This is a genomic window from Mycobacterium simiae (assembly GCF_010727605.1).
In the GTDB taxonomy this organism is placed as follows: Bacteria; Actinomycetota; Actinomycetes; order Mycobacteriales; family Mycobacteriaceae; genus Mycobacterium; species Mycobacterium simiae.
The window spans coordinates 3,135,010-3,155,964 of record NZ_AP022568.1; the positions used below are offsets into that span (position 1 = coordinate 3,135,010).

Genomic DNA, 20,955 nt, shown 5'->3' on the forward strand with positions numbered 1-20,955 from the left:
GACGATGATGACCTGCCTTTTATCTGCGCAAGAGCCGTGTTTTACTGGCACTAGAACACGTTGCAATTAGTGTTGTAAAAGGAGCGCACTCACATGGCACCCCCCAACATTCCCGCAGACTTCGATTTTCTCGACCCCGACGTGAACCTGGCGGGGCTGCCCGTTGCGGAGCTGGCCGAGCTGCGCAAGGCGGAGCCGATTCACTGGGTCGACATCCCGGGCGGCGCCGGCGGCTTCGAGGACCACGGCTACTGGATCGTCACCAAGCATGCCGACGTCAAGGAGGTGTCACGCCGCAGCGACGTCTTCTCCAGCTGGCAGAACGGCGCCATCCCGACCTGGCCGCCGGAGATGAAGCGTGAGCAGGTCGAACTTCAGCGCAGCGTCATGCTCAACATGGACGCCCCGCACCACACCCGGTTGCGCAAGATCATCTCGCGCGGGTTCACGCCGCGCGCGATCGGACGGTTGGAAGCCGAACTGGCTCAGCGCGCGGAGAACATCGCCAAGACCGCGGCGGCCGAAGGCAGCGGTGACTTCGTCGAGCAGGTGTCCTGCGAGCTGCCGCTGCAGGCCATCGCCGGTCTTCTCGGTGTTCCCCAGGAGGACCGGGACAAGCTCTTCCGCTGGTCAAACGAGATGACCGGCGGCACCGACCCCGAATACGCCACCGTCGACCCCGCACAGTCGTCGATGGAATTGATCGCCTACGCCATGGCGATGGCCGAGGAGCGGGGCAAGAACCCCACCGACGACATCGTCACCACGCTCATCCAGGCTGACATCGACGGCGAGAAACTCTCCGACGACGAGTTCGGCTTCTTCGTGGTGATGCTCGCGGTGGCGGGCAATGAGACCACCCGCAACTCGATCACCCACGGCATGATTGCCTTCGCGAACAACCCCGATCAATGGGAGCTGTTCAAGAAGGAACGGCCGGCCACGGCGGCCGACGAGATCATCCGATGGGCCACGCCGGTGTCGGCTTTCCAGCGCACCGCCAACGAGGACATCGAGCTGGGCGGTGTGCGGATCAAGAAGGGTCAGCGGGTAGTGATGTCCTACCGGTCGGCCAACTTCGACGAAGAGGTCTTCGACGACCCGCACCGATTCAACATCTTGCGCGACCCCAACCCGCACGTCGGGTTCGGCGGCACTGGCGCGCACTACTGCATCGGCGCGAACTTGGCCCGGATGACCATCAACCTGATCTTCAACGCGGTCGCCGATCACATGCCGGACCTGAAGGCGATCGGCGAGCCCGAGCGGTTACGGTCGGGATGGCTCAACGGCATCAAGCACTGGCAGGTGGACTACACCGGAAAGAGCGCGGTGACGTCCTGATGGACTTCAATCCCACTGCGACACAACAAGCTGTCGCCGATGTGGCCACGTCGGTACTCGATCGGGAGCTGAGCTGGGACGCGCTGGTCAGCGGCGGCGTAACGGCATTGCCGGTGCCCGAGCGCCTCGGCGGCGACGGCGTCGGGCTGCCCGAGGTGGCCACGCTACTGACCGAGGTGGGACGCCACGGGGCCATCACCCCGGCGCTGGCAACGCTGGGCTTCGGCGTGTTGACGCTGCTCGATTTAGCCTCCGCGGACCAGCAGGACCGCTTCTTGGCGGGCGTGCCCAGCGGCAGCGTGCTCAGTGCGGCGCTCAACGAGCCGGGCAGCGCGCTGCCGGAGCGGCCCGCCACCACCTTTTCCGGCGGTCGATTGTCGGGCACCAAGGTCGCGGTGGCCCATGCCGAACAGGCCGAGTGGCTCATCGTGACCGCCGACAACGCGGTCGTCGTGGTGTCGCCGAAAGCCGATGGCGTGCAGCTGGTTCGAACACCGACCTCGAACGGTGCCGACGAGTACACGGTGACGTTCGCCGGTGTCGCGGTGCCCGACACCGATGTGCTCGACGGCGCCACCGCGCGCCGGGTCAACCAGCTGGCGCTAGCGGCGGTCGGCGCCTTCACCGACGGGCTGGTGTCCGGCGCGCTGCGGTTGACCGCGGACTACGTAGCCGGGCGCAAGCAGTTCGGCAAGCCGCTGTCAACCTTCCAGACCGTGGCCGCGCAGTTGGCTGAGGTGTACATCACTTCGCGCACCATCGATTTGGCGGCGAAGTCGGTGGTCTGGCGGCTCTCCGAACGGGGCGGAGACGCTCCCGGTGTGCGGGCCGACCTCGACGTGCTCGGCTACTGGATCACCTCCCAGGCCCCGCCGGCGATGCAGATCTGCCATCACCTGCACGGCGGGATGGGCATGGACATCACCTATCCGATGCATCGGTACTACTCCACGATCAAAGACCTGTCCCGAGTGCTGGGTGGGCCTTCGCATCGTCTCGATCTGGTGGGGGCGCAATGTTCATAGATTTGACCCCCGAACAGCGGCAGTTGCAAGCGGAGCTGCGCGAATACTTCTCGACTCTGATCTCGCCCGAAGAGGCGAAGGCGATGGAGTCCGACCGGCACAACGAGGCTTACCGTGCGGTGATCCGCCGCATGGGCAAGGACGGCAAGCTCGGGGTCGGCTGGCCAAAAGAGTTCGGCGGCTTGGGTTTCGGACCGATCGAACAGTCGATCTTCGTCAACGAAGCGCACCGTGCCGACGTGCCGCTGCCCGCCGTCACGCTGCAGACCGTCGGCCCCACCCTGCAGCAGTACGGCAGCGAGTTGCAGAAGCAGAAGTTTCTGCCGGCGATCCTCGCCGGCGAGGTGCACTTCGCGATCGGCTACACCGAGCCGGAAGCCGGCACCGACCTCGCGTCGTTGCGGACCACCGCCGTGCGCCAGGGCGACGAGTACATCGTCAACGGGCAGAAGGTCTTCACCACCGGCGCGCACGACGCCGATTACATCTGGCTGGCCTGCCGCACGGATCCGGAAGCCGTCAAGCACAAAGGCATTTCCATCCTGATAGTGGACACCAAGGACCCGGGCTACTCCTGGACGCCGATCATCCTGTCCGATGGCGCCCACCACACCAACGCCACCTACTACAACGATGTGCGGGTCCCGGCCGACATGCTGGTCGGCGAGGAGAACGGCGGATGGCGGTTGATCACCACCCAGCTCAACAACGAGCGGGTGATGCTGGGACCGGCAGGCCGTACCGCCGGCATCTATGACCGGTTGCGTGCTTGGGCATCCAAGCCTGGCGGTGACGGCGTCACCCCGATCGATCATCAGGACGTGAAGCGGGCGCTCGGTGAGATCTACTCGATGTGGCGGATCAACGAGCTGCTGAACTGGCAGGTCGCCGCGGCTGGCGAAGACATCAACGTGGCCGATGCGGCGTCGACGAAAGTCTTTGGCACCGAGCGCATTCAGTACATCGGGCGGCTGGCCGAGGAGATCGTCGGCAAGTACGGCAACCCGGCCGAGCCGGCCACCGCCGAGCTGCTCGAGTGGCTAGACTCGCAGACCAAACGCAATCTGGTGATTACTTTCGGTGGAGGCGTGAACGAGGTCATGCGCGAAATGATTGCGGCCGCAGGGCTCAAAGTGCCGAGGGTGCCCCGATGACCGAGGCGGCCGAGATCGCCGAGGCGATTGCGGAGATCAAGGCGGCCGGTGGTCCCAAGCCCCGCGCGGGCCGGGATCCGGTGAATCAGCCGATCATCAACAACTGGGTGGAAGCCCTCGGCGATCGCAATCCGATCTATGTGGACGAGGCGGCGGCCCGGGCCGCCGGTCATCCGGGAATTGTGGCTCCGCCGGCCATGATCCAGGTGTGGACGATGTTCGGCCTGGGTGGTGAGCGTCCTGCCGACGACCCGATGGGGCCGATGATGAAGTTGTTCGACGATGCCGGTTATGTGGGCGTGGTCGCGACCAACTGCGAGCAGACCTATCACCGCTACCTCCGTCCCGGCGAGGAAGTCAGCATCACTTCCGAGATGGGTGACGTGGTCGGGCCCAAACAGACCGCCCTTGGTGAGGGCTACTTCATCAACCAACACATCGTCTGGCGGGTCGGTGACGAGGATGTCGCCGAGATGAACTGGCGCATCCTCAAATTCAAACCGCGAGAATCTGCCGAAGCGTCGGCTGTGCCGCCGGACCTGGATGCGGATGCGATGATGCGGCCCGCGGTGTCGCGGGACACCGCATTCTTTTGGGAGGGCGTCGCGGCGCACGAGTTGCGTATCCAGCGGCGGCCCGACGGAAGCCTGCAACATCCGCCGGTGCCGGCGGTGTGGCAGGACAAGGACCAGCCGACCGACTATGTGATTTCCGCAGGCAAGGGCACGGTGTACAGCTTCGTCGTGCACCACGCGCCCAAGGTCCCCGGCCGTACGCTACCCTTTGTGATCGCTCTGGTGGAGCTCGACGAAGGGGTGCGCATGCTGGGCGAGTTGCGCAACATCGACCCCGCCGAGGTGCAGATCGGATTGCCGGTGCGGGCAACGTATATCGACTTCCCGGCCGGCGAATCCGGTCCGGAGTGGACACTTTACGCGTGGGAGCCGCTGGCATGAGTGCACCGGCCATCGAAGTCGGAACAATGCTGCCCGAGCTCAAGCTCTACGGCGATCCGACGTTCATCATCTCGACGGCTCTGGCCACCCGCGATTTCCAGGATGTGCATCACGACCGGGACCTGGCGCAGGCCAAGGGATCCAAGGACATCTTCGTCAACATCCTCACCGACACCGGTCTGGTGCAACGGTTCGTCACCGACTGGGCGGGGCCGTCGGCGTTGATCAAATCGATCGGTCTGCGCCTAGGGGTGCCGTGGTACGCCTACGACACCGTGACCTTCAGCGGTGAAGTGACCGCGGTCGAGAACGGGCTCATCACCGTGAAAGTCGTGGGACGCAACAGCCTTGGCGATCACGTCATCGCGACGGTCACACTCACGATTGGGGACGCTTGATGCTGTCGGGTAAGGCGGCGATCGCCGGTATCGGTGCGACCGACTTCTCGAAGAACTCGGGCCGAAGCGAGTTGCGACTGGCCGCCGAAGCGGTGCTCGACGCGCTCGACGACGCGGGTTTGAGCCCGTCCGACGTCGACGGTCTAACGACCTTCACGATGGACACCAACACCGAGATCGCGGTGGCGCGCGCGGTGGGAATCGGCGACCTGAAGTTCTTCGCCGAGACGCACTACGGCGGCGGCGCGGCCTGCGGAACCATTCTGCATGCGGCGATGGCCGTAGCAACCGGGGTGGCCGACGTCGTGGTGGCCTACCGCGCGTTCAACGAACGGTCCGGCATGCGGTTCGGTCAGGTGCAGACCCGGCTGGTGGGAAATGCTGGTGTGCAAGCAGATTCGACCGCCGCGGACAATTCTTTCTCGTATCCGCACGGTCTGTCGACGCCGGCCGCGCAGGTCGCGATGATCGCCCGGCGCTACATGCACTGGTCGGGTGCGACGAGCCGCGATTTCGGCGCCATCTCGGTGGCCGACCGCAAACACGCTGCCAAGAACCCGCGGGCGTATTTCTACGAGAAGCCGATAACCATTGAGGATCACCAGAATTCGCGGTGGATCGCCGAGCCGCTGCGGCTGCTCGACTGCTGCCAGGAGACCGATGGTGCGGTCGCGATCGTGGTGACGTCGGTGGAGCGCGCGAAGGACCTCAAGCAGCGCCCGGCGGTCATCGAGGCGGCGGCGCAGGGCTCCAGTCCCGACCAGTACACGATGGTCAGCTATTACCGGCCCGAACTCGGGCTGCCCGAGATGGGTGTGGTGGGTAGCCAACTGTGGCAGCAGTCGGGCCTGTCGCCGGCTGACATTCAGACCGCCGTCATCTATGACCACTTCACACCGTTTACGCTGATTCAGTTGGAGGAGTTGGGCTTCTGCGCCAAGGGCGAAGCCAAAGACTTCATCGCCGACGGTGCGGTCGAGCTCGGCGGGCGGCTGCCCATCAACACTCATGGCGGCCAACTGGGCGAGGCCTACATCCACGGCATGAATGGAATTGCCGAGGGCGTGCGGCAATTGCGCGGCACCTCGGTCAACCCGGTGCCCGACGTCGAGCACGTACTCGTCACCGCCGGAACGGGCGTCCCCACATCGGGGCTGATTCTGGGCTAGCCCTTCGTCCATCCGCCGAGCGTGAAGTTAGTTTCACGTTCGCGGCCGAGCGTGAAGTTAGTTTCACGTTCGGCGGGTGAAGTGACGCAAAGCGCGCGCCATGCGACGCTGCGGCGATGGGTGAGCCTTTCGTCGGTAGCGAGGCAATTGCTTGCGGACTGGTCACTCCGAGTCAGCTAGTCACCCGGCACACCCGGCTGTTCCGCGACGTCTACGTGCATCGGGACGTGGAGGTCACCGCCGCTCTGCGCGCGCAAGCGGGATGGTTGTGGGCGAAGCGACAAGGCGTTGTCGCAGGACTGTCTGCGGCCGCGTTATACGGCAGCAAATGGGTCGACGGCACGGCGACGGTCGATTTGATCCACGAGAACCGCCACCGGCTTCCAGGCATTCACACGCGGGGGGACCGCATCGAGGAAGACGAGATCAGCATCGTCAACGGTGTTCCGACGACGATGCCGGCGAGGACCGTGCTGGATCTGGGTTGCTGGTACCCAACCACCAGCGCGGTTGCCGCCATCGACTCTTTGGCCCGTGCGGTGGAAGTCAAAGCTGCTGATGTCGAACTGTTGGCTCAGCGCTATCCAGGACGGCGAGGCATCACGCGAGCTCGCCGCGCGCTTGCTCTGTTCGACGCGGGTGCGCAGTCGCCGAAGGAGACCTGGCTGCGGCTCCTTCTAGTGGAAGCCGGTCTACCGAGGCCGCAGACACAGATCCCGGTATGCGACGAATTCGGTAGTGCGATCGCCTATCTCGATATGGGTTGGGAGGACCTCAAAGTCGCGGTCGAATACGACGGTGAGCAGCATCGCAATGACCGACGGCAATACACCTGGGATGTCCGGCGGTTAGAAAGGCTCGAGCGACTCGGCTGGATCGTCGTCCGGGTGGTCGCGGGGGACAGGCCGGCCGAGATCCTCCGTCGGGTTCGCGCCGCCCGCGCCCGTCGAACGTGAAGCTAACTTCACGCTCGAAGCGACACACCCGCTAGGCCGGGACGAGCTCGACGCCGCTGAGCACTACGGCGTCGTCGCGGGAGGGCGCGATCACGCTGGCTAAAAAGCGGCCATCTTCCTTCCACACGTTGACGCGCAGCGTCTCGCCCGGGAACGCTACACCCGCGAAGCGTGCCCCGTAGGCGGCGACAGCCGCGGCGTCCCCGTCGAGCAGCGCGTCCGTGATCGCCTTGCAGGTCATGCCATAAGTGCATAGTCCGTGCAGGATCGGTTGGGAAAACCCTGCGGCGGCGGCGAATTTGGGGTCGGAGTGCAACGGGTTGCGGTCGCCGCATAGCCGGTACAGCAGCGCCTGCTGCGGCAGAATCGGCACCTCGAGCTCCACGTCCGGGGCCCGGTCCGGCGCCGCGTCCGACCCCCCAGCCCCAGACGGCCCGCGCTGACCACCGAATCCGCCCTCACCGCGCGCGTAGATCGACCGCCGCTGCGTCCACAGCAGCGTGCCATCCGGCGCGGTGGCCGTTGTCTCGCTCCAGATCACCGCTGCCTTGCCCTTGTCCCAAATATCGGTGAATCGGGTGACGGCGGTGGCCGAACCGGACGGTGGCAGCGGCCCGGGCACCTCGATCCGCTCGCTGGCGTGCAGTACCTTGCCCAACTCGATGTCGATGCCGGGGAACTGCACCGTCGGCGGCTTGGTCATGTGAAACGACGCCGCGACATTGCCGAACGTCGGCAACACCTGTGGGGTGTCGTCGACCAGGTAGCGCAGCTCGCTCGGATCCATCGGGTCCGCGCCCGCCCCAAGTCCCAGGTGGTAAAGCTGAATATCGCTGCTGGACCAAGAGAATTCGAGCGGCTCCAGCTCGGCGGACAACGCTACGTCGACGTCGATCGGCATGTCAGTTCTCTCCAGCGATGTGCAGTGCGGCGAGGTACCCGAAGGTCATCGCCGGTCCAATGGTCCCGCCCGGCCCCGGATAGGTGTGCCCCATCACTGGTGCGCTGACGTTACCCGCGGCGTAGAGGCCTTCGATGATGCTGCCGTCGTCGCGCAACGCCCGGCCGTGCACATCGGTGCGGATGCCGCCCTTGGTTCCGAGGTCGCCGGGCACCAGCTTGGCGGCGTAATACGGTGCATGGCTGAGCTCACCGAGGTTCGGGTTGGGCTTGTTGGTCGGATCGCCGTAGTACCTGTCATAGGCGCTCTCACCGCGGTGGAAGTCCTCGTCGACACCCTGACGGGCGAAGCCGTTGAACCGCGCCACCGTTGCGGTGAACTCGGCGACGGGCAGGCCGGCCTTCTCGGCCAGCTCCTCGAGCGTGTCGGCGCGGACGATGACGCCGGACTCCATCCACTTGTTCGGGATACGCTGCCCCGGTTGCAATCCGGCGAAGATGTACCGATCACGGTATTGCTGATCGAACACCAGCCAAGCGGGAATGTTCTCGCCTGGCCCGGGGCCCTGACCGAACTCGCCGCCGTACATGTGATGGCAGGCTTCGACGTAGGGCATCGACTCGTTCATGAAGCGCTTGCCCGACATGTTGACGATGATCGAGCCTGGCGAGTTGCGTTCGGACAGAGCGAACCACGGCGCCCCGACGAGCGGCACCGTCGGACCCCACCAGGCGTCTTCCATGACATCCAGTGCGGCGCCGAGCTTTTCGCCGGCGATGATGCCATCACCGGTATTCGCCTTGGCTCCCACCGTCCACTCCGTGGTGATCGGCGCGCGCTGGTATTTCACCCGCATCTGCTCGTTGTGTTCGAAGCCGCCGCAGGCCAGGATCACCCCGCGGCGAGCCCGGATAAGCTGCGGTTCAGACGATTCCGGTGCGCCGGTGTCACGGACGTAGACGCCACGCACGACGCCGTCCGCAACGTAGAGGTCGGTGAGCGCGGTGTTGAGGCGCACCGGCACCCCGGCCCGCTGTAGCCCGATGCGCAAGGGCCCGATCAGCGCGCGGCCCATTCCGACGAGATTCTTCCCGGTCGCCTTGGCCCACATGGTGCGCGCGCCGACCTTCAGACTGCGCAGCACGCCGCGCGGATGTCGCTTGAGCAGGTTCAGTCGCACGTAATCCTGCTGCATCACAACGACATTGAGTGGCACCTTGCCGTATGCCGGCTCCAGCCCGGCCTCGTCGGGGCCGAGCTTGCGGGCGTTGAACGGCTTGGGCTCGATCGAGCGTCCCTCCGCGCGACCGCCGGGCGCCTCGGGGTAGTAGTCGGAGTAACGCGGCACCCAGCACATCTTCAGCGGCGTGTGCTTGAGCACGAACGACAGCATTTCGGGGCCGCGGTCCAGGTAGGTATCGATGCGTTCCGGCTCCACGACATCACCGATGATGCCGTGCAAATAGGTGCGGGCCGCCTCCGGAGTGTCACGCACCCCGTCGCGCTTGAGGACCTCGTTGTTCGGGATCCAGACGCCGCCGCCGGACCGCGCAGTGGAACCGCCGAAGTGGGCCGCCTTTTCCAGGACTACTGTCGAAAGGCCTCGGTGCGCGGCGGTAAGGGCGGCCACCATGCCGGCTCCGCCGCTTCCGACCACCACGACGTCGTACTCCTGCGCTGTCATGTAGAACACGTTATAGAATTGCCCGGGCTGGCCGCTACCGGCCCGGTCAAACGAACGAGGGGACTTCGGTAAATGCTCAGTTCTGCGACCCGCGACGAGCTGGCTGCCGACCTGGCGCAGGCTGAGCGTAGCCGCGAGCCGATCCCGCCGTTGACGTCGGCGAACCCGGGCATCGACGTCGTCGACGCCTATGAGATTCAGCTGATCAATATCCGTCAGCGGGTGGCGCAGGGGGCTCGGGTGTTGGGTCACAAGGTGGGCCTGTCGAGCGAGGCGATGCAGCAGATGATGGGTGTTGACGAGCCGGATTATGGTCATTTGCTCGACGAGATGGAGGTCTTCGAGGACACGCCGGTCAAGACGAGCAACTACCTCTACCCGCGGGTGGAGGTGGAGGTGGGTTTCATCCTGGCCCAGGATCTGCCGGGTGCGGGCTGCACCGAAGAGGATGTGCTCGCGGCCACCGAAGCGCTGGCACCGGCGATCGAGTTGATTGATACCCGGATCACTGATTGGAAGATCGCGCTGTGCGACACCATCGCCGACAACGCCTCGTCGGCGGGTTTCGTGCTGGGCACGGCGCGGGTGTCGCCGGCTGATATCGACGTCAAGACGATCGATGCGGTGCTGACCCGCAACGGGGAAGTCATCGCGCAGGGGCGTAGCGACGCCGTGCTGGGTAACCCGGTGACCGCGGTGGCGTGGCTGGCCCGCAAGGTCGAAAGCTTCGGGGTGCGGCTACGCAAGGGCGACATCGTCCTGCCCGGATCGTGCACCAGAGCCATCGATGCCCGCCCGGGTGATGAGTTCGTCGCCGACTTCACCGGGCTGGGATCTGTTCGTTTGTCGTTTGAATAGGCACCGATTAGCTTTGAATCAGGTGATTTAAAGCTTCGAAAAGGAGCATCATGCCGTCGAAGGCGAGTGTGGCGATTGTGGGGTCGGGAAATATTAGTACCGACTTGTTGTACAAGCTGCTGAGGTCAGACTGGCTGGAACCGCGCTGGATGGTGGGTATCGATCCGGACAGTGAGGGCTTGGCGCGCGCCCGCAAGCTGGGTTTGGAGACCACCCACGAGGGAGTCGACTGGTTGTTGGCCCTCTCGGAGAAGCCCGACCTGGTGTTCGAGGCGACCAGCGCTTATGTGCACCGGGACGCGGCGCCGAAATACGAGGCCGCCGGGATTCGGGCGATTGATTTGACGCCGGCCGCGGTGGGTCCGGCGGTCATTCCGCCGGCGAATTTGCGTGCGCATCTGGATGCGCCGAACGTCAACATGATCACCTGCGGCGGGCAGGCCACCATTCCGATCGTGTATGCGGTCTCCCGGGCGGTGGCCGAGCAGGGTGGAGTGCCCTATGCCGAGATCGTGGCGTCGGTGGCGTCGGTGTCGGCGGGGCCGGGCACCCGGGCCAATATCGATGAGTTCACCAAGACCACCAGCAAGGGGGTGGAGACCATTGGTGGTGCCCGCCGCGGCAAGGCGATCATCATCCTCAACCCCGCGGATCCGCCGATGATCATGCGCGACACGATCTTTTGTGCGATCCCCGCCGACGCCGACCGTGAGGCGATCGCGGAGTCTATTCGCGAGGTGGTGGCCGAGGTGCAGACCTATGTGCCGGGGTATCGGTTGCTCAACGAGCCGCAGTTCGACGAGCCTTCGGTGGTCAACGGCGGCAACCATTTGGTCACGACGTTCGTTGAGGTGGAGGGCGCTGGGGATTACCTGCCGCCGTATGCCGGGAATCTGGACATCATGACCGCGGCGGCTACCAAGGTCGGCGAGGAGATCGCCAAGCAATCCCTGTCGGCGACGGCGCCAGGAGCGCAAGCATGAGCACACAAGACATCTTCTTCAACCCGATGTGGGACGTGCGGATAACCGACACGTCGCTGCGCGACGGCTCCCATCACAAACGCCACCAGTTCAGCACCGACGAGGTCGGCGCGATCGTGGCCGCCCTCGACGCGGCCGGGGTGCCGGTGATCGAGGTGACCCACGGTGACGGACTGGGCGGGTCGAGCTTTAACTACGGGTTTTCCAAAACCCCGGAGCAGGAACTGATCAGACTGGCCGCCCAGACGGCCAAGGACGCCAAGATCGCGTTTTTGATGCTGCCCGGGGTGGGCACCAAAGAGGACATCAAAGAGGCCCAGAACAACGGTGGGCAGATCGTGCGGATCGCCACCCACTGCACCGAGGCCGACGTGTCGATCCAGCACTTCGGCCTGGCCCGCGAACTCGGGCTCGAAACCGTCGGATTCCTGATGATGGCCCACACCATCACCCCCGAGAAACTGGCCGCCCAGGCCCGCATCATGGCCGACGCGGGCTGTCAATGCGTCTACGTCGTCGACTCCGCCGGCGCCCTGGTGCTCGAGGGGGTAGCCGACCGGGTCGCCGCCCTGGTCGCCGAATTGGGCTCGGACGCTCAAGTCGGTTTTCATGGGCATGAGAACCTCGGCCTTGGCGTGGCCAACTCCGTGGCCGCCGTGCGCGCGGGGGCCAAGCAGATCGACGGCAGCGTGCGCCGGTTCGGCGCCGGCGCCGGCAACGCCCCCGTCGAGGCTTTGATCGGGGTGTTCGACAAGATCGGCGTCAAGACCGGCATCGACTTCTTCGACGTCGCCGACGCCGCCGAAGACATCGTGCGCCCGGCCATGCCCACCGAATGCCTGCTCGACCGCAACGCACTGATCATGGGCTACTCCGGGGTCTACTCCAGCTTCCTCAAACACGCCATCCGCCAAGGCGAGCGCTACGACGTACCCGCCCACGAACTGCTGCACCGCGCCGGCCAACGCAAACTCATCGGCGGCCAAGAAGACCAACTCATCGACATCGCCCTAGAAATCAAACGCGAACAAGACAACACCGCCCCCACGCCCTAATCCGACCCCCCACCGCACAGCGGCAGCACAGCCCGGCCACAGCCGGCGGGGGTAGCCTGGCCGCCATGAGCACATCCAACACATGCGGCCAACGTCGCCGCGGACTGTACGGCCTGCTCGCCGGGGGGCTACTCACCGCTACGGCCGCGACGGTCATCGCGCTGCCACTGGCAAGCACCGCGAATGCGCAACCGTGCAATCAGACGGTGGGGCAGTCCATCGATGCGTATTTGACTCGGCACCCCGACGTCAAGGCGCAGCTGTCCGCCAGATCGCAGGCGGAGGGCGGGGGTCCCAACGTGATCGACTACCTGAACCGGCATCCCGATGTCCGGCAGCACCTGATCGACCTGTCCCAGCAGTGCACCTCGTAGCGAGCGGGCCTCGTTCGTAAACGTCTGCGGCGACGCGCGGGAATGTTCGCCATTGACGAAAAAGTAGAACACGTTCTAGCGTCTAGGCGTGTCTACCCACCCCTTTTCCGGCCCGCTGACGTCGGCGATCGCCGAAGCCGAGCAACTCGTCGCCGCCGCACCGTTCATCGAGACCGAAGCTGACCTGCTCGAGGGGCTGCAGTATCTGGCCGGCTGCATCGCCGGCTGCACCCATCTGGCCTTCGACTACGACCGCGACCATCCCTTCCTGCAGTCGGGCACCGGGCCGTTCACCAAGATGGCGCTGGACAATCCCGATACCCTCTACTTCGGCACCCGCGTGCACGCGAACCACGACTACGTGGTCAGCGGGGTGCGCGGTACTACCACGGACCTGAGCTTCCAGCTGCTCGGCGGCGAATACACCGACGACTTCGTACCGGTCAGCCAGGCCGCCTTCGACGACCGTGAACTCGAGATCGCGGCCGACGGCAGCTTCGAATGGCGGGTGCGACCGACCAGCCCCGGACAGCTGGTGATCCGTGAGGTGTACGGCGACTGGTCGGCTCAGCGCGGCACGCTGGCGATCTCCCGGCTGGACACCGCCGGCACCGCGCCGCCGCCGCTGACCCGGCAGACCATTGAAAAGCGCTATGCCACAGCCGCAAAGCAGCTGGTGCAACGGGTGAAGACCTGGCTGCAATTCCCGCAATGGTTCTATCTGGACATCCCGGTCAACACCATGGTGGCGCCGCGGTTGACGCCGGGCGGACTGGCCACTCAGTACTCGTCGGTGGGGCATTTCGAGCTGCGGCCCGATCAGGCGATGGTGATTACGATACCCGCGTCGGATGCGCCCTACCTGGGCTTCCAGCTCGGCAGTCTCTGGTACATCTCGCTCGACTACATCAACCATCAGACATCGCTGAACAACGCTCAGGCGCAAGCGGACCCGGATGGCATGGTGCGCATTGTGGTCGCCGACCAAAGTCCGGGCGTGACCAACTGGGTCGAGACGGTGGGCCATCGGCGGGGCTTTCTGCAGTTCCGTTGGCAACGGGTATCGCGGGAGATCACCGACGCGGACGGGCCGACCGTGGAGGTCGTCGACATCGACAAGGTGCCGGCCGCGCTGCCGTATTTCGACCACAACAAAATTTCCGAAGACGACTGGCGCTCACGAATCGCACTGCGCCAGAAGCAAATTCAAGCGAGGATGCTGGGGTGACGATGCTTGGGATGCTCAACAAAAAAGTAGTCATCATCAGCGGCGTCGGCCCGGGCCTGGGCACCACCCTGGCGCACCGATGTGCGCGCGACGGGGCGGACCTGGTGCTGGCAGCGCGCACGGCGGAGCGGCTCGAGGACGTCGCTCAACAGATCAAGGACGCCGGCCACCAGGCGTTGGCGGTATGTACCGACATCACCGATGACGGCCAGGTGAACAACCTCGTCGAACAGACCATGGCCACCTACGGCAGGGCCGACGTGCTGATCAACAACGCATTCCGGGTGCCGTCAATGAAGCCATTGGCCGGCACCACCTTTCAACACATCCGCGACGCGATCGAGTTGAGCGCCTTGGGGGCATTGCGATTGATTCAAGCCTTCACCCCGGCGCTGGCCACCTCGCACGGGTCGATCGTCAACGTCAACTCCATGGTGTTGCGGCACTCGCAGGCAAAGTACGGCGCCTACAAGATGGCCAAATCCGCGCTGCTGTCTATGTCGCATTCGCTGGCCACCGAGCTAGGTGACCAGGGTATTCGCGTCAATTCGGTTGCGCCCGGTTACATTTGGGGCGACACGTTGCAGGCTTACTTCAACCATCAGGCCGGCAAGTACGGCACCACGGCCGAGCAGATCTATCAGGCCACCGCGGCGAACTCCGATCTCAAGCGGCTGCCCACCGAAGATGAGGTCGCCTCGGCCATCATGTTCCTGGCCAGCGATCTGTCCAGCGGCATCACCGGGCAGACCCTGGACGTCAACTGCGGGGAGTACCACACCTAATGCCTGAGCTAGCCGGCCGGACCGATATCGGTACCGTCGACGACTTGCACGCGTCGGCGACCAAACTGGTCGGACTCGACGACTTCGGCCCCGACGACGACAACTACCGCGAAGCGCTGGGCGTGCTGTTGGATTCCTACCAGCGTGACGCCAACCTAACTGTGTTGGGCAGCAAGATGAATCGGTTCTTCCTACGCGGCGCGCTGGTGGCCCGGCTGCTCTCCGAAGCCGCCTGGAAGCAGTATCCACAGCACGCCGACGTCGCCATCGCACGGCCGATCTTTGTCACCGGGTTGCCGCGTACCGGCACCACGATCTTGCACCGCCTGCTGGGTGCGGACCCCTGCCATCAGGGACTACACCTGTGGCTGGCCGAGTTTCCGCAGCCGCGTCCGCCGCGCGAAACCTGGGAATCCAACCCGTGGTACCGCCAGTTGGACGCACAGTTCACCCAGCACCATCAAGACAACCCGGATTACACCGGGTTGCATTTCATGGCCGCCTATGAGCTCGAGGAGTGCTGGCAGTTGCTGCGCCAGTCGTTGCATTCGGTCTCCTACGAGACGCTGGCACACCTACCCAGCTACTCGCGGTGGCTCTCGGAGCAGGATTGGACGCCGTCCTACCGTCGGCACCGCCGCAACCTTCAGCTCATCGGTCTCAACGACGCCGAAAAGCGTTGGGTGCTAAAGAATCCCAGCCATCTCTTCGCGCTGGACGCATTGCTGGCCACCTACCCCGATGCATTGGTGATCCAAACCCATCGACCGGTCGAGACGATCCTGGCATCGATGTGCTCGCTAGCGCAGCACACCGCCGAAGGATGGTCGACGACGTTCCACGGCGCCCAAATCGGCGCGGACGCAATGGAAACCTGGTCACGAGGTCTGCAGCGGTTCAACACCGTACGCGCCAAACACGACCCCGCTCAGTTCTTCGACGTCGACTACCACGAGTTGATCGCCGATCCGCTCGGAACGGTCGAAAGCGTCTACCGTCATTTCGGCCTGACGCTTACCGATGAGGCGCGCAAGGCCATGGCGGACAGCCACGCCGAAAGCCAGACCGGTCCGCGGGCGCCGAAACACAAGTACTCCCTCGCCGATTACGGTCTCACCGCCGAAGAGGTCAAAGAGCGCTTCACCGGTCTGTGAATCTATTCGTCGGCCGGGTGCTCGAGGACGCCTTCGGCCACGGCATGCTCGATGCTGTCGGACAGCCGTGGGCAGGCCCTGGTCCGTGCCGTGTCGCCGCCTGCTGCACGCACCTCGGCGAAGTGTGCGCACCGCTGTGATGCTTCGGTATTCCATTGCACGGCAGTGTGTCCCGGGCCCAGTCGCCTGACCGTCACGGTGACGTGGCAGAACCGGCAATCCACGGGCTGCAAACCGGACGTGAGGTAACGTTCCCGGTCGGCGCGGCTGGCCTCGCGAACCGCGGCCGCGCGTTCCGGGTCGTTCGCGAAATCCCGGGACTTTGACCACGTTCCCGAGCCACCGTCGCGGGCCGGCTTGTCCTCGTGGTCATGCCCGTCGCCGTGCAGCAACAGCATCGACCGGGCCAGCCGATCGACGTCAGGAACCGCCGACTGATCGTCAGGCATCAGGATCAGTGCTGTTTGGCCGGAACGTCTTCGGCCGCACTCGATTCGAGATGATCCTGTGCCTTCAGGTTCTGCTCGACCTCGGTGTTCCAGTACTCGTTGGCGCGGGTGGTGTCCACCTCGATCTCGAAGCGCTCCACCATCTCGGGCTCGATGTCGGCGACATCGACATAAAACTGCTGGTACCAGCGGCGCAGCTGATAAACCGCACCGTCTTCCTCGACCAGCAGCGGGTTGTCGATCCTGGTCTTGTGCTTCCAGATCTCGACATCCTGCAGGAAGCCCTTGCTGACGCCTTCGGTGAACACGCGAGATAGCTTGTCGGTCATCTCTTCGTCCATGCCCTTGGGCTTCTCCACGATCACGCCCCACTGCAGCACGAACGAGTTCTGCGTCACCGGGTAGTGGCAGTTGATCAGGATCGACTCCGCCTTGTAGCCGCCGTAGCTGTTGTGCAGCCAGTTGATCATGAACGACGGCCCGAAGTAGGACGCTTCGGAGTCCAGATGCGCCTCACCGTAAGAAGTTCCGAGATCGTTGACGTCCGGGCGGCCCACGTTGTGCAGGTATTGCGAGGCGACGTGCCCCTCGAAAACGTTCTTGAAGTACGTCGGCAAGCCGAAGTGAATGTAGAAGAAGTGCGCCATGTCGGTGACGTTGTCGATGATGTCCCGGCAGTTGGACCCCTCGATGAGGATGCGGTTCCACCGCCAGTCGGTCCACTCGTCGGAATGGGCCTCGGGAATCTCGGGGATTCGAACCTGCGGATCCGGCGGGTTGCCCTCATGGTCGTGCCAGACGAACAACAGGCCACCCCGCACGTCGGTCGTCCAGGCGCGGGTGCGGGCAGTCTTGGGCGTGCGCTTGGCATACGGCACCAGCTTGCAGCGGCCGTCCCCGCCCCAGCGCCAGTCGTGGAATGGGCAGGCGACCTCGTCGCCCTTGATTGTGCCTTCGGAGAGGTCACCGCCCATGTGCCGGCAGTAGCCGTCGAGAACCTTGATGTCCCCGTGTGAATCGGCGAACACCACCAACTTGGTGCCGAACGCCTCGATCGGGTGCGGCTTGCCGTCCTGGAAGTCTTTCGCGACACCCAGGCAGTGCCAGCCCCGGGCATACCTGGTCGGCAAGGCGCCGGGATCGATCTCCCGGATGCCGACCGCTTTCGTGTCGGTAGTCACCTGTCACCTCCAACGTTTTGCCCTCTAACTAGAACACGTTACAGTTTTGTCCTGCGACCGCGCAACGAGAGTGGTCCTAGCCACGGGATATTCCGGCTGAGGTATATCTAAACGATGCCGCTGTTTGCTTTCGAGGGACGCGCGCCGCGGATCGATCCGACAGCATTCGTGGCGCCTACCGCAACCCTGATCGGCGACGTCACGGTCGAAGCCGGCGCATCGGTGTGGTTCAACGCCGTCCTGCGCGGTGACTTCGGGCCGATCGTGGTGCGCGAGGGCGCCAATGTGCAGGACGGTTCGGTGTTGCACGCGACGCCCGGGATCCCGGTCGATATCGGGCCGGGTGCGACGGTGGCCCATCTGTGCGTCGTGCACGGCGCACACGTCGGCGCCGAGGCACTGATTGCCAACCACGCCACCGTGCTGGACGGGGCGGTCATCGGGGCGCGCAGCTTGATCGCGGCCCATTCTCTCGTGACGGCCGGCACGCAGATTCCCTCGGGCGTGCTGGTCGTCGGGGCGCCGGCGCAGATCAAGGGCCCGATCGCGGGAACCGGTGCGGAGATTTGGGTCAATCTCAACCCGCAGACCTATCGCGACCTGGCCCAGCGGCACCTTGACGGGTTGGAGCCGATCTAGATCTTGCGCGTGTTGGCGGCGGCCCGGTCCATCTCCCAGTACGCGCGCAACGCCACCAACCGGCCCTCGTCGTCGGCCTTGTAGGTGAACACGCCTTCGGCGGTCGTTTGGTATTCGCCGGTCGTGATGAGAATCTGTCCGACGTTGGCTTCCTCGTTGCCGCACTGATAGGTGTCGCGGAAAACAAACTCGATTTTGCTCGTCGGAGCAATCGCCTTGTCCCAGAACGCCGCGATCGCGTCACGGCCGCGGTGCCCGTTGCCCTCCGGGTCGAACACCGAAGGCCCGATTGGGTCCTCGATGATGGCGTCGTCGGCGAACAACGCCAGCCAAGCGTCCTTGTCCCTGGCCGTCACGGCCGCACGGGAGCGACGACCGGCCTCGTGCGCGAGATGCTCAGCCATCACGCGCTTACTTTTTCGGGCTTGTCGGCACCGACGACCCACATCGAGTAGTACTGTGAACCGCCACCGTAGGCGTGGCCCAACGCCTTTCGGGCGTTGGGCACCTGATGGTCGCCGCCCTTACCCATCACCTGAATCGCCGACTCCGCGAACCGGATCAAGCCCGAGGCGCCGATGGGGTTCGACGACAACACGCCCCCGGAGGGGTTCACCGGCAGCCGTCCACCGATCTTGGTCTCGCCGGCCTCGGTGAGCTTCCACCCTTCGCCCTCGGCGGCAAAGCCCAGATTTTCCAGCCACATTGGCTCGAACCACGAGAACGGCACGTAAATCTCGGCGGCATCGATCTCGTCGATCGGGCTCTTGATCCCGGCTGCGGCCCACAGTGCGGCCGCCGCATCGCGGCCGGCCTGCGGACTGACCTGGTCACGGCCGGAGAATTGCAACGGTTCGGTGCGCAACGCGGTCGCGTGAACCCACGCAACCGGGTGCCCTTGCGCCACGCGGGCTTCGGCGATCTCCTCGTTACCGATGACGACGGCGGCCGCACCGTCGGAGGACGGGCAGGTCTCGTCATAGCGGATCGGATCCCACAGCATGGGCGATTCCATCACCTTTTCCACGGTGATGTCGGGCTGGTGTAAATGCGCCAACGGGTTGCGTGCCCCATTGAGCCGGTCCTTGACCGCGACCATGGCGCCGATGTTCAACGGCGCGCCCGACCGGCGGATGTAGGACCGCACGTGCGGGGCGAAATAGCCCCCCGCCCCCGCGCCTACCGGCTTGATGAACGGAATGGGAATCGACAACGCCCACATGGCGTTTGATTCCGACTGCTTCTCCCAGGCCATCGCCAGCACCCGCCGGTATTTCCCGGACTGCACCAGGCTGGCCGCCACCACTGCGGTGGATCCACCGACCGAACCCGCGGTGTGCACCCGGATGAGCGGTTTGTTGGTGGCGCCCATGGCATCGGCCATGAACAGCTCGGGCATCATGACGCCCTCGAAGAAGTCCGGCGCCTTGCCCACGACCACCGCGTCGATGTCGTCGAATGTCGACCCGGAGTCTTCCAGGGCACGGTCGATCGCCTCGCGCACCAAGCCGTTCATCGAAACGTCTTTGCGCTTGGCCACATATTTCGTTTGCCCGGTACCCAGTACCGCGGCGAGGTGCGCCCCTGCGCCGGCCATCAGTTCTTTCCTTCCATCACCGCGACCAGGTTCTGTTGCAGCGCTGGCCCGCTGGTGGCGTGTGCGAGCACCCGGTTCGCGGAGCCGTCCCAGATATGTTGTGCGGCAAATCCGATGCGTTCCAGCCCGGCGACGAACATCGGGTTGGCCGCCAGCGCGCCACCGGACGGGTTGACTTTCGTCTTGCCCGGAATCCTGATGGCGTTCGCGAGGATCAGGTGCTGGTGGGTGAACGGGGCGTGGATCTCGGCGACGTCGAGGTTCGCCGTGGTGCCACCGGTGGCCGCCTTGGTCGCGGCCTTGGTCGACGGCGACTCGGTGAGGTCACGCGCTCCCAGCACCGGAGTTTCGATCCGATGCTCGATTCCGGTTATCCAGGCCGGGTTGTCGCGCAGTTCGCGGGCCCGGCCGTCGGCGGCGAGCACGATTGCGGCGGCGCCGTCGGTGATCGGCGCGATGTCGTGGCGGCGCAGCGGGTCGGTGTGGAAGGGACGGTCGAGCAGTTCCTCGACGTTGACCGGCGGCTCCACCCGGTCGACGCGGCGGGCGTTGGCAAAGGAGTCGAAGGCGACGCGGGCCATCTGGATGTCGGTCCACTTGCCGTTTTCGAGACCCATGCGGGCCTGTAATCCAGCGATCGACACCGAGTCCGGCCACAGCGGCGCGACGGTGTAGGGATCGGTCTGACGCGACAGGATTTGCCGCAGGATCCCGGCCGAGGACTTGCCAAAGCCGTACACCAGCGCGGTGTCGACCTCGCCGGTCAGGATCTTGATGTAGGCCTCGTAAAGCGCCCAGGCGGCGTCCATCTCGACGTGTGACTCGTTGATCGGCGGCACGGCGCCAATCGAGTCGATGGCCGAGATGAATGAAAAGGCCCGTCCAGCAAGGTAATCGGAGGATCCGGAACACCAGAATCCGATGTCGGTCCTGCTGATGCCGAGATCCTCGTACAGCTGGGCGAAGCAGGGAATCAACATCTCGACACCGTTGGTGGTGCCGTCGGTGCGGCGGACATGCGGGGCGTGGGCAAAGCCGACGACCGCAACTTTGCGTTCGCTCATG

Annotated in this window: 22 protein-coding genes; 15 read left to right on the top strand and 7 right to left on the bottom strand. The window is 64.9% G+C overall.

Features of this window, described 5'->3' with window-relative positions; translation table 11 throughout:
- Positions 1-93 precede the first annotated feature (93 nt).
- The 7 genes from G6N33_RS14580 to G6N33_RS14610 all read left to right on the top strand — a co-directional run bounded on the left by G6N33_RS14580 (position 94) and on the right by G6N33_RS14610 (position 7,002).
- Positions 94-1,344 carry a cytochrome P450 gene (locus G6N33_RS14580; protein ID WP_044508639.1) on the top strand — a complete coding sequence of 417 codons (1,251 nt, stop codon included), beginning with the start codon at positions 94-96 and terminating at the stop codon, positions 1,342-1,344.
- On the top strand, positions 1,344-2,369 hold the full coding sequence (locus G6N33_RS14585; RefSeq protein WP_044508638.1) for an acyl-CoA dehydrogenase family protein: 1,026 nt from the start codon (positions 1,344-1,346) through the stop codon (positions 2,367-2,369). The genes G6N33_RS14580 and G6N33_RS14585 overlap by 1 nt, the downstream gene beginning before the upstream one ends.
- Positions 2,360-3,523 (top strand): acyl-CoA dehydrogenase FadE29, encoded by a 1,164-nt coding sequence (fadE29, locus tag G6N33_RS14590; RefSeq protein ID WP_044508637.1) that lies wholly within the window; start codon positions 2,360-2,362, stop codon positions 3,521-3,523. Before G6N33_RS14585 ends, fadE29 begins: the two co-directional genes overlap by 10 nt.
- Positions 3,520-4,479 (top strand): bifunctional MaoC family dehydratase N-terminal/OB-fold nucleic acid binding domain-containing protein, encoded by a 960-nt coding sequence (locus G6N33_RS14595; RefSeq protein WP_044508635.1) that lies wholly within the window; start codon positions 3,520-3,522, stop codon positions 4,477-4,479. The genes fadE29 and G6N33_RS14595 overlap by 4 nt, the downstream gene beginning before the upstream one ends.
- Positions 4,476-4,877: a MaoC family dehydratase gene (locus G6N33_RS14600; RefSeq protein ID WP_044508633.1), complete on the top strand. Its 402-nt coding sequence runs from the start codon at positions 4,476-4,478 to the stop codon at positions 4,875-4,877. Before G6N33_RS14595 ends, G6N33_RS14600 begins: the two co-directional genes overlap by 4 nt.
- Positions 4,877-6,046: a lipid-transfer protein gene (locus G6N33_RS14605; protein ID WP_044508631.1), complete on the top strand. Its 1,170-nt coding sequence runs from the start codon at positions 4,877-4,879 to the stop codon at positions 6,044-6,046. Before G6N33_RS14600 ends, G6N33_RS14605 begins: the two co-directional genes overlap by 1 nt.
- 116 nt (positions 6,047-6,162) lie before the next feature.
- The gene (locus G6N33_RS14610; RefSeq protein ID WP_044508628.1) at positions 6,163-7,002 is read left to right on the top strand and encodes a DUF559 domain-containing protein; all 840 of its coding nucleotides are present in this window, start codon (positions 6,163-6,165) and stop codon (positions 7,000-7,002) included.
- Between the two features lie 31 nt (positions 7,003-7,033).
- On the opposite strand, the gene G6N33_RS14615 is transcribed toward G6N33_RS14610, so the two are convergent.
- Positions 7,034-7,903 (bottom strand): MaoC/PaaZ C-terminal domain-containing protein, encoded by an 870-nt coding sequence (locus G6N33_RS14615; RefSeq protein ID WP_044508626.1) that lies wholly within the window; start codon positions 7,901-7,903, stop codon positions 7,034-7,036.
- 1 nt (position 7,904) lies between these two features.
- A complete protein-coding gene (gene kstD, locus G6N33_RS14620; protein WP_101528728.1) occupies positions 7,905-9,587 on the bottom strand; it encodes a 3-oxosteroid 1-dehydrogenase in 1,683 nt (560 codons plus the stop codon).
- A 72-nt stretch (positions 9,588-9,659) separates the two neighbouring features.
- Between kstD and G6N33_RS14625 the strand changes: the two genes are divergently transcribed.
- The 7 genes from G6N33_RS14625 (at position 9,660) to G6N33_RS14655 (ending at position 16,024) form a co-directional block, all read left to right on the top strand.
- The gene (locus G6N33_RS14625) at positions 9,660-10,445 is read left to right on the top strand and encodes a 2-keto-4-pentenoate hydratase (RefSeq protein WP_044508624.1); all 786 of its coding nucleotides are present in this window, start codon (positions 9,660-9,662) and stop codon (positions 10,443-10,445) included.
- A gap of 50 nt (positions 10,446-10,495) precedes the next feature.
- Complete coding sequence (locus tag G6N33_RS14630; protein WP_101528709.1) at positions 10,496-11,428, top strand: acetaldehyde dehydrogenase (acetylating); 933 nt, start codon at positions 10,496-10,498, stop codon at positions 11,426-11,428.
- Positions 11,425-12,483 carry a 4-hydroxy-2-oxovalerate aldolase gene (dmpG, locus tag G6N33_RS14635; protein ID WP_044508620.1) on the top strand — a complete coding sequence of 353 codons (1,059 nt, stop codon included), beginning with the start codon at positions 11,425-11,427 and terminating at the stop codon, positions 12,481-12,483. Before G6N33_RS14630 ends, dmpG begins: the two co-directional genes overlap by 4 nt.
- 65 nt (positions 12,484-12,548) lie before the next feature.
- The gene (locus G6N33_RS14640) at positions 12,549-12,857 is read left to right on the top strand and encodes a hypothetical protein (RefSeq protein WP_044508618.1); all 309 of its coding nucleotides are present in this window, start codon (positions 12,549-12,551) and stop codon (positions 12,855-12,857) included.
- A gap of 88 nt (positions 12,858-12,945) precedes the next feature.
- Positions 12,946-14,085, top strand: coding sequence for a hypothetical protein (locus G6N33_RS14645; protein ID WP_044508616.1), 1,140 nt, complete (start codon positions 12,946-12,948; stop codon positions 14,083-14,085).
- A 2-nt stretch (positions 14,086-14,087) separates the two neighbouring features.
- Positions 14,088-14,870, top strand: coding sequence for an SDR family oxidoreductase (locus G6N33_RS14650; protein ID WP_044508614.1), 783 nt, complete (start codon positions 14,088-14,090; stop codon positions 14,868-14,870).
- Positions 14,870-16,024 carry a sulfotransferase family protein gene (locus G6N33_RS14655; protein ID WP_044508612.1) on the top strand — a complete coding sequence of 385 codons (1,155 nt, stop codon included), beginning with the start codon at positions 14,870-14,872 and terminating at the stop codon, positions 16,022-16,024. Before G6N33_RS14650 ends, G6N33_RS14655 begins: the two co-directional genes overlap by 1 nt.
- Positions 16,025-16,026: 2 nt before the next feature.
- Here G6N33_RS14655 and G6N33_RS14660 read toward each other — a convergent pair whose 3' ends face one another.
- Both G6N33_RS14660 and G6N33_RS14665 read right to left on the bottom strand, forming a co-directional pair.
- Positions 16,027-16,473 (bottom strand): hypothetical protein, encoded by a 447-nt coding sequence (locus G6N33_RS14660; protein WP_044508611.1) that lies wholly within the window; start codon positions 16,471-16,473, stop codon positions 16,027-16,029.
- Positions 16,474-16,478: 5 nt separating this feature from the next.
- The gene (locus tag G6N33_RS14665) at positions 16,479-17,654 is read right to left on the bottom strand and encodes a Rieske 2Fe-2S domain-containing protein (protein WP_044508609.1); all 1,176 of its coding nucleotides are present in this window, start codon (positions 17,652-17,654) and stop codon (positions 16,479-16,481) included.
- 114 nt (positions 17,655-17,768) lie between these two features.
- Between G6N33_RS14665 and G6N33_RS14670 the strand changes: the two genes are divergently transcribed.
- Complete coding sequence (locus G6N33_RS14670) at positions 17,769-18,293, top strand: gamma carbonic anhydrase family protein (protein ID WP_044508607.1); 525 nt, start codon at positions 17,769-17,771, stop codon at positions 18,291-18,293.
- Here the strand turns inward: G6N33_RS14670 and G6N33_RS14675 are convergent.
- The 3 genes from G6N33_RS14675 to G6N33_RS14685 are packed head-to-tail and all read right to left on the bottom strand — an operon-like array spanning position 18,290 to position 20,954.
- Entirely contained in the window at positions 18,290-18,697 is a 408-nt protein-coding gene (locus G6N33_RS14675) for a nuclear transport factor 2 family protein (RefSeq protein ID WP_044508605.1), read from the bottom strand. The two genes, G6N33_RS14670 and G6N33_RS14675, sit on opposite strands and share 4 nt — an antisense overlap.
- The gene (locus G6N33_RS14680; protein WP_044508603.1) at positions 18,697-19,890 is read right to left on the bottom strand and encodes a thiolase domain-containing protein; all 1,194 of its coding nucleotides are present in this window, start codon (positions 19,888-19,890) and stop codon (positions 18,697-18,699) included. The genes G6N33_RS14675 and G6N33_RS14680 overlap by 1 nt, the downstream gene beginning before the upstream one ends.
- The gene (locus tag G6N33_RS14685; protein ID WP_044508601.1) at positions 19,890-20,954 is read right to left on the bottom strand and encodes a thiolase domain-containing protein; all 1,065 of its coding nucleotides are present in this window, start codon (positions 20,952-20,954) and stop codon (positions 19,890-19,892) included. Before G6N33_RS14685 ends, G6N33_RS14680 begins: the two co-directional genes overlap by 1 nt.
- Between the last annotated feature and the right edge of the window lies 1 nt (position 20,955).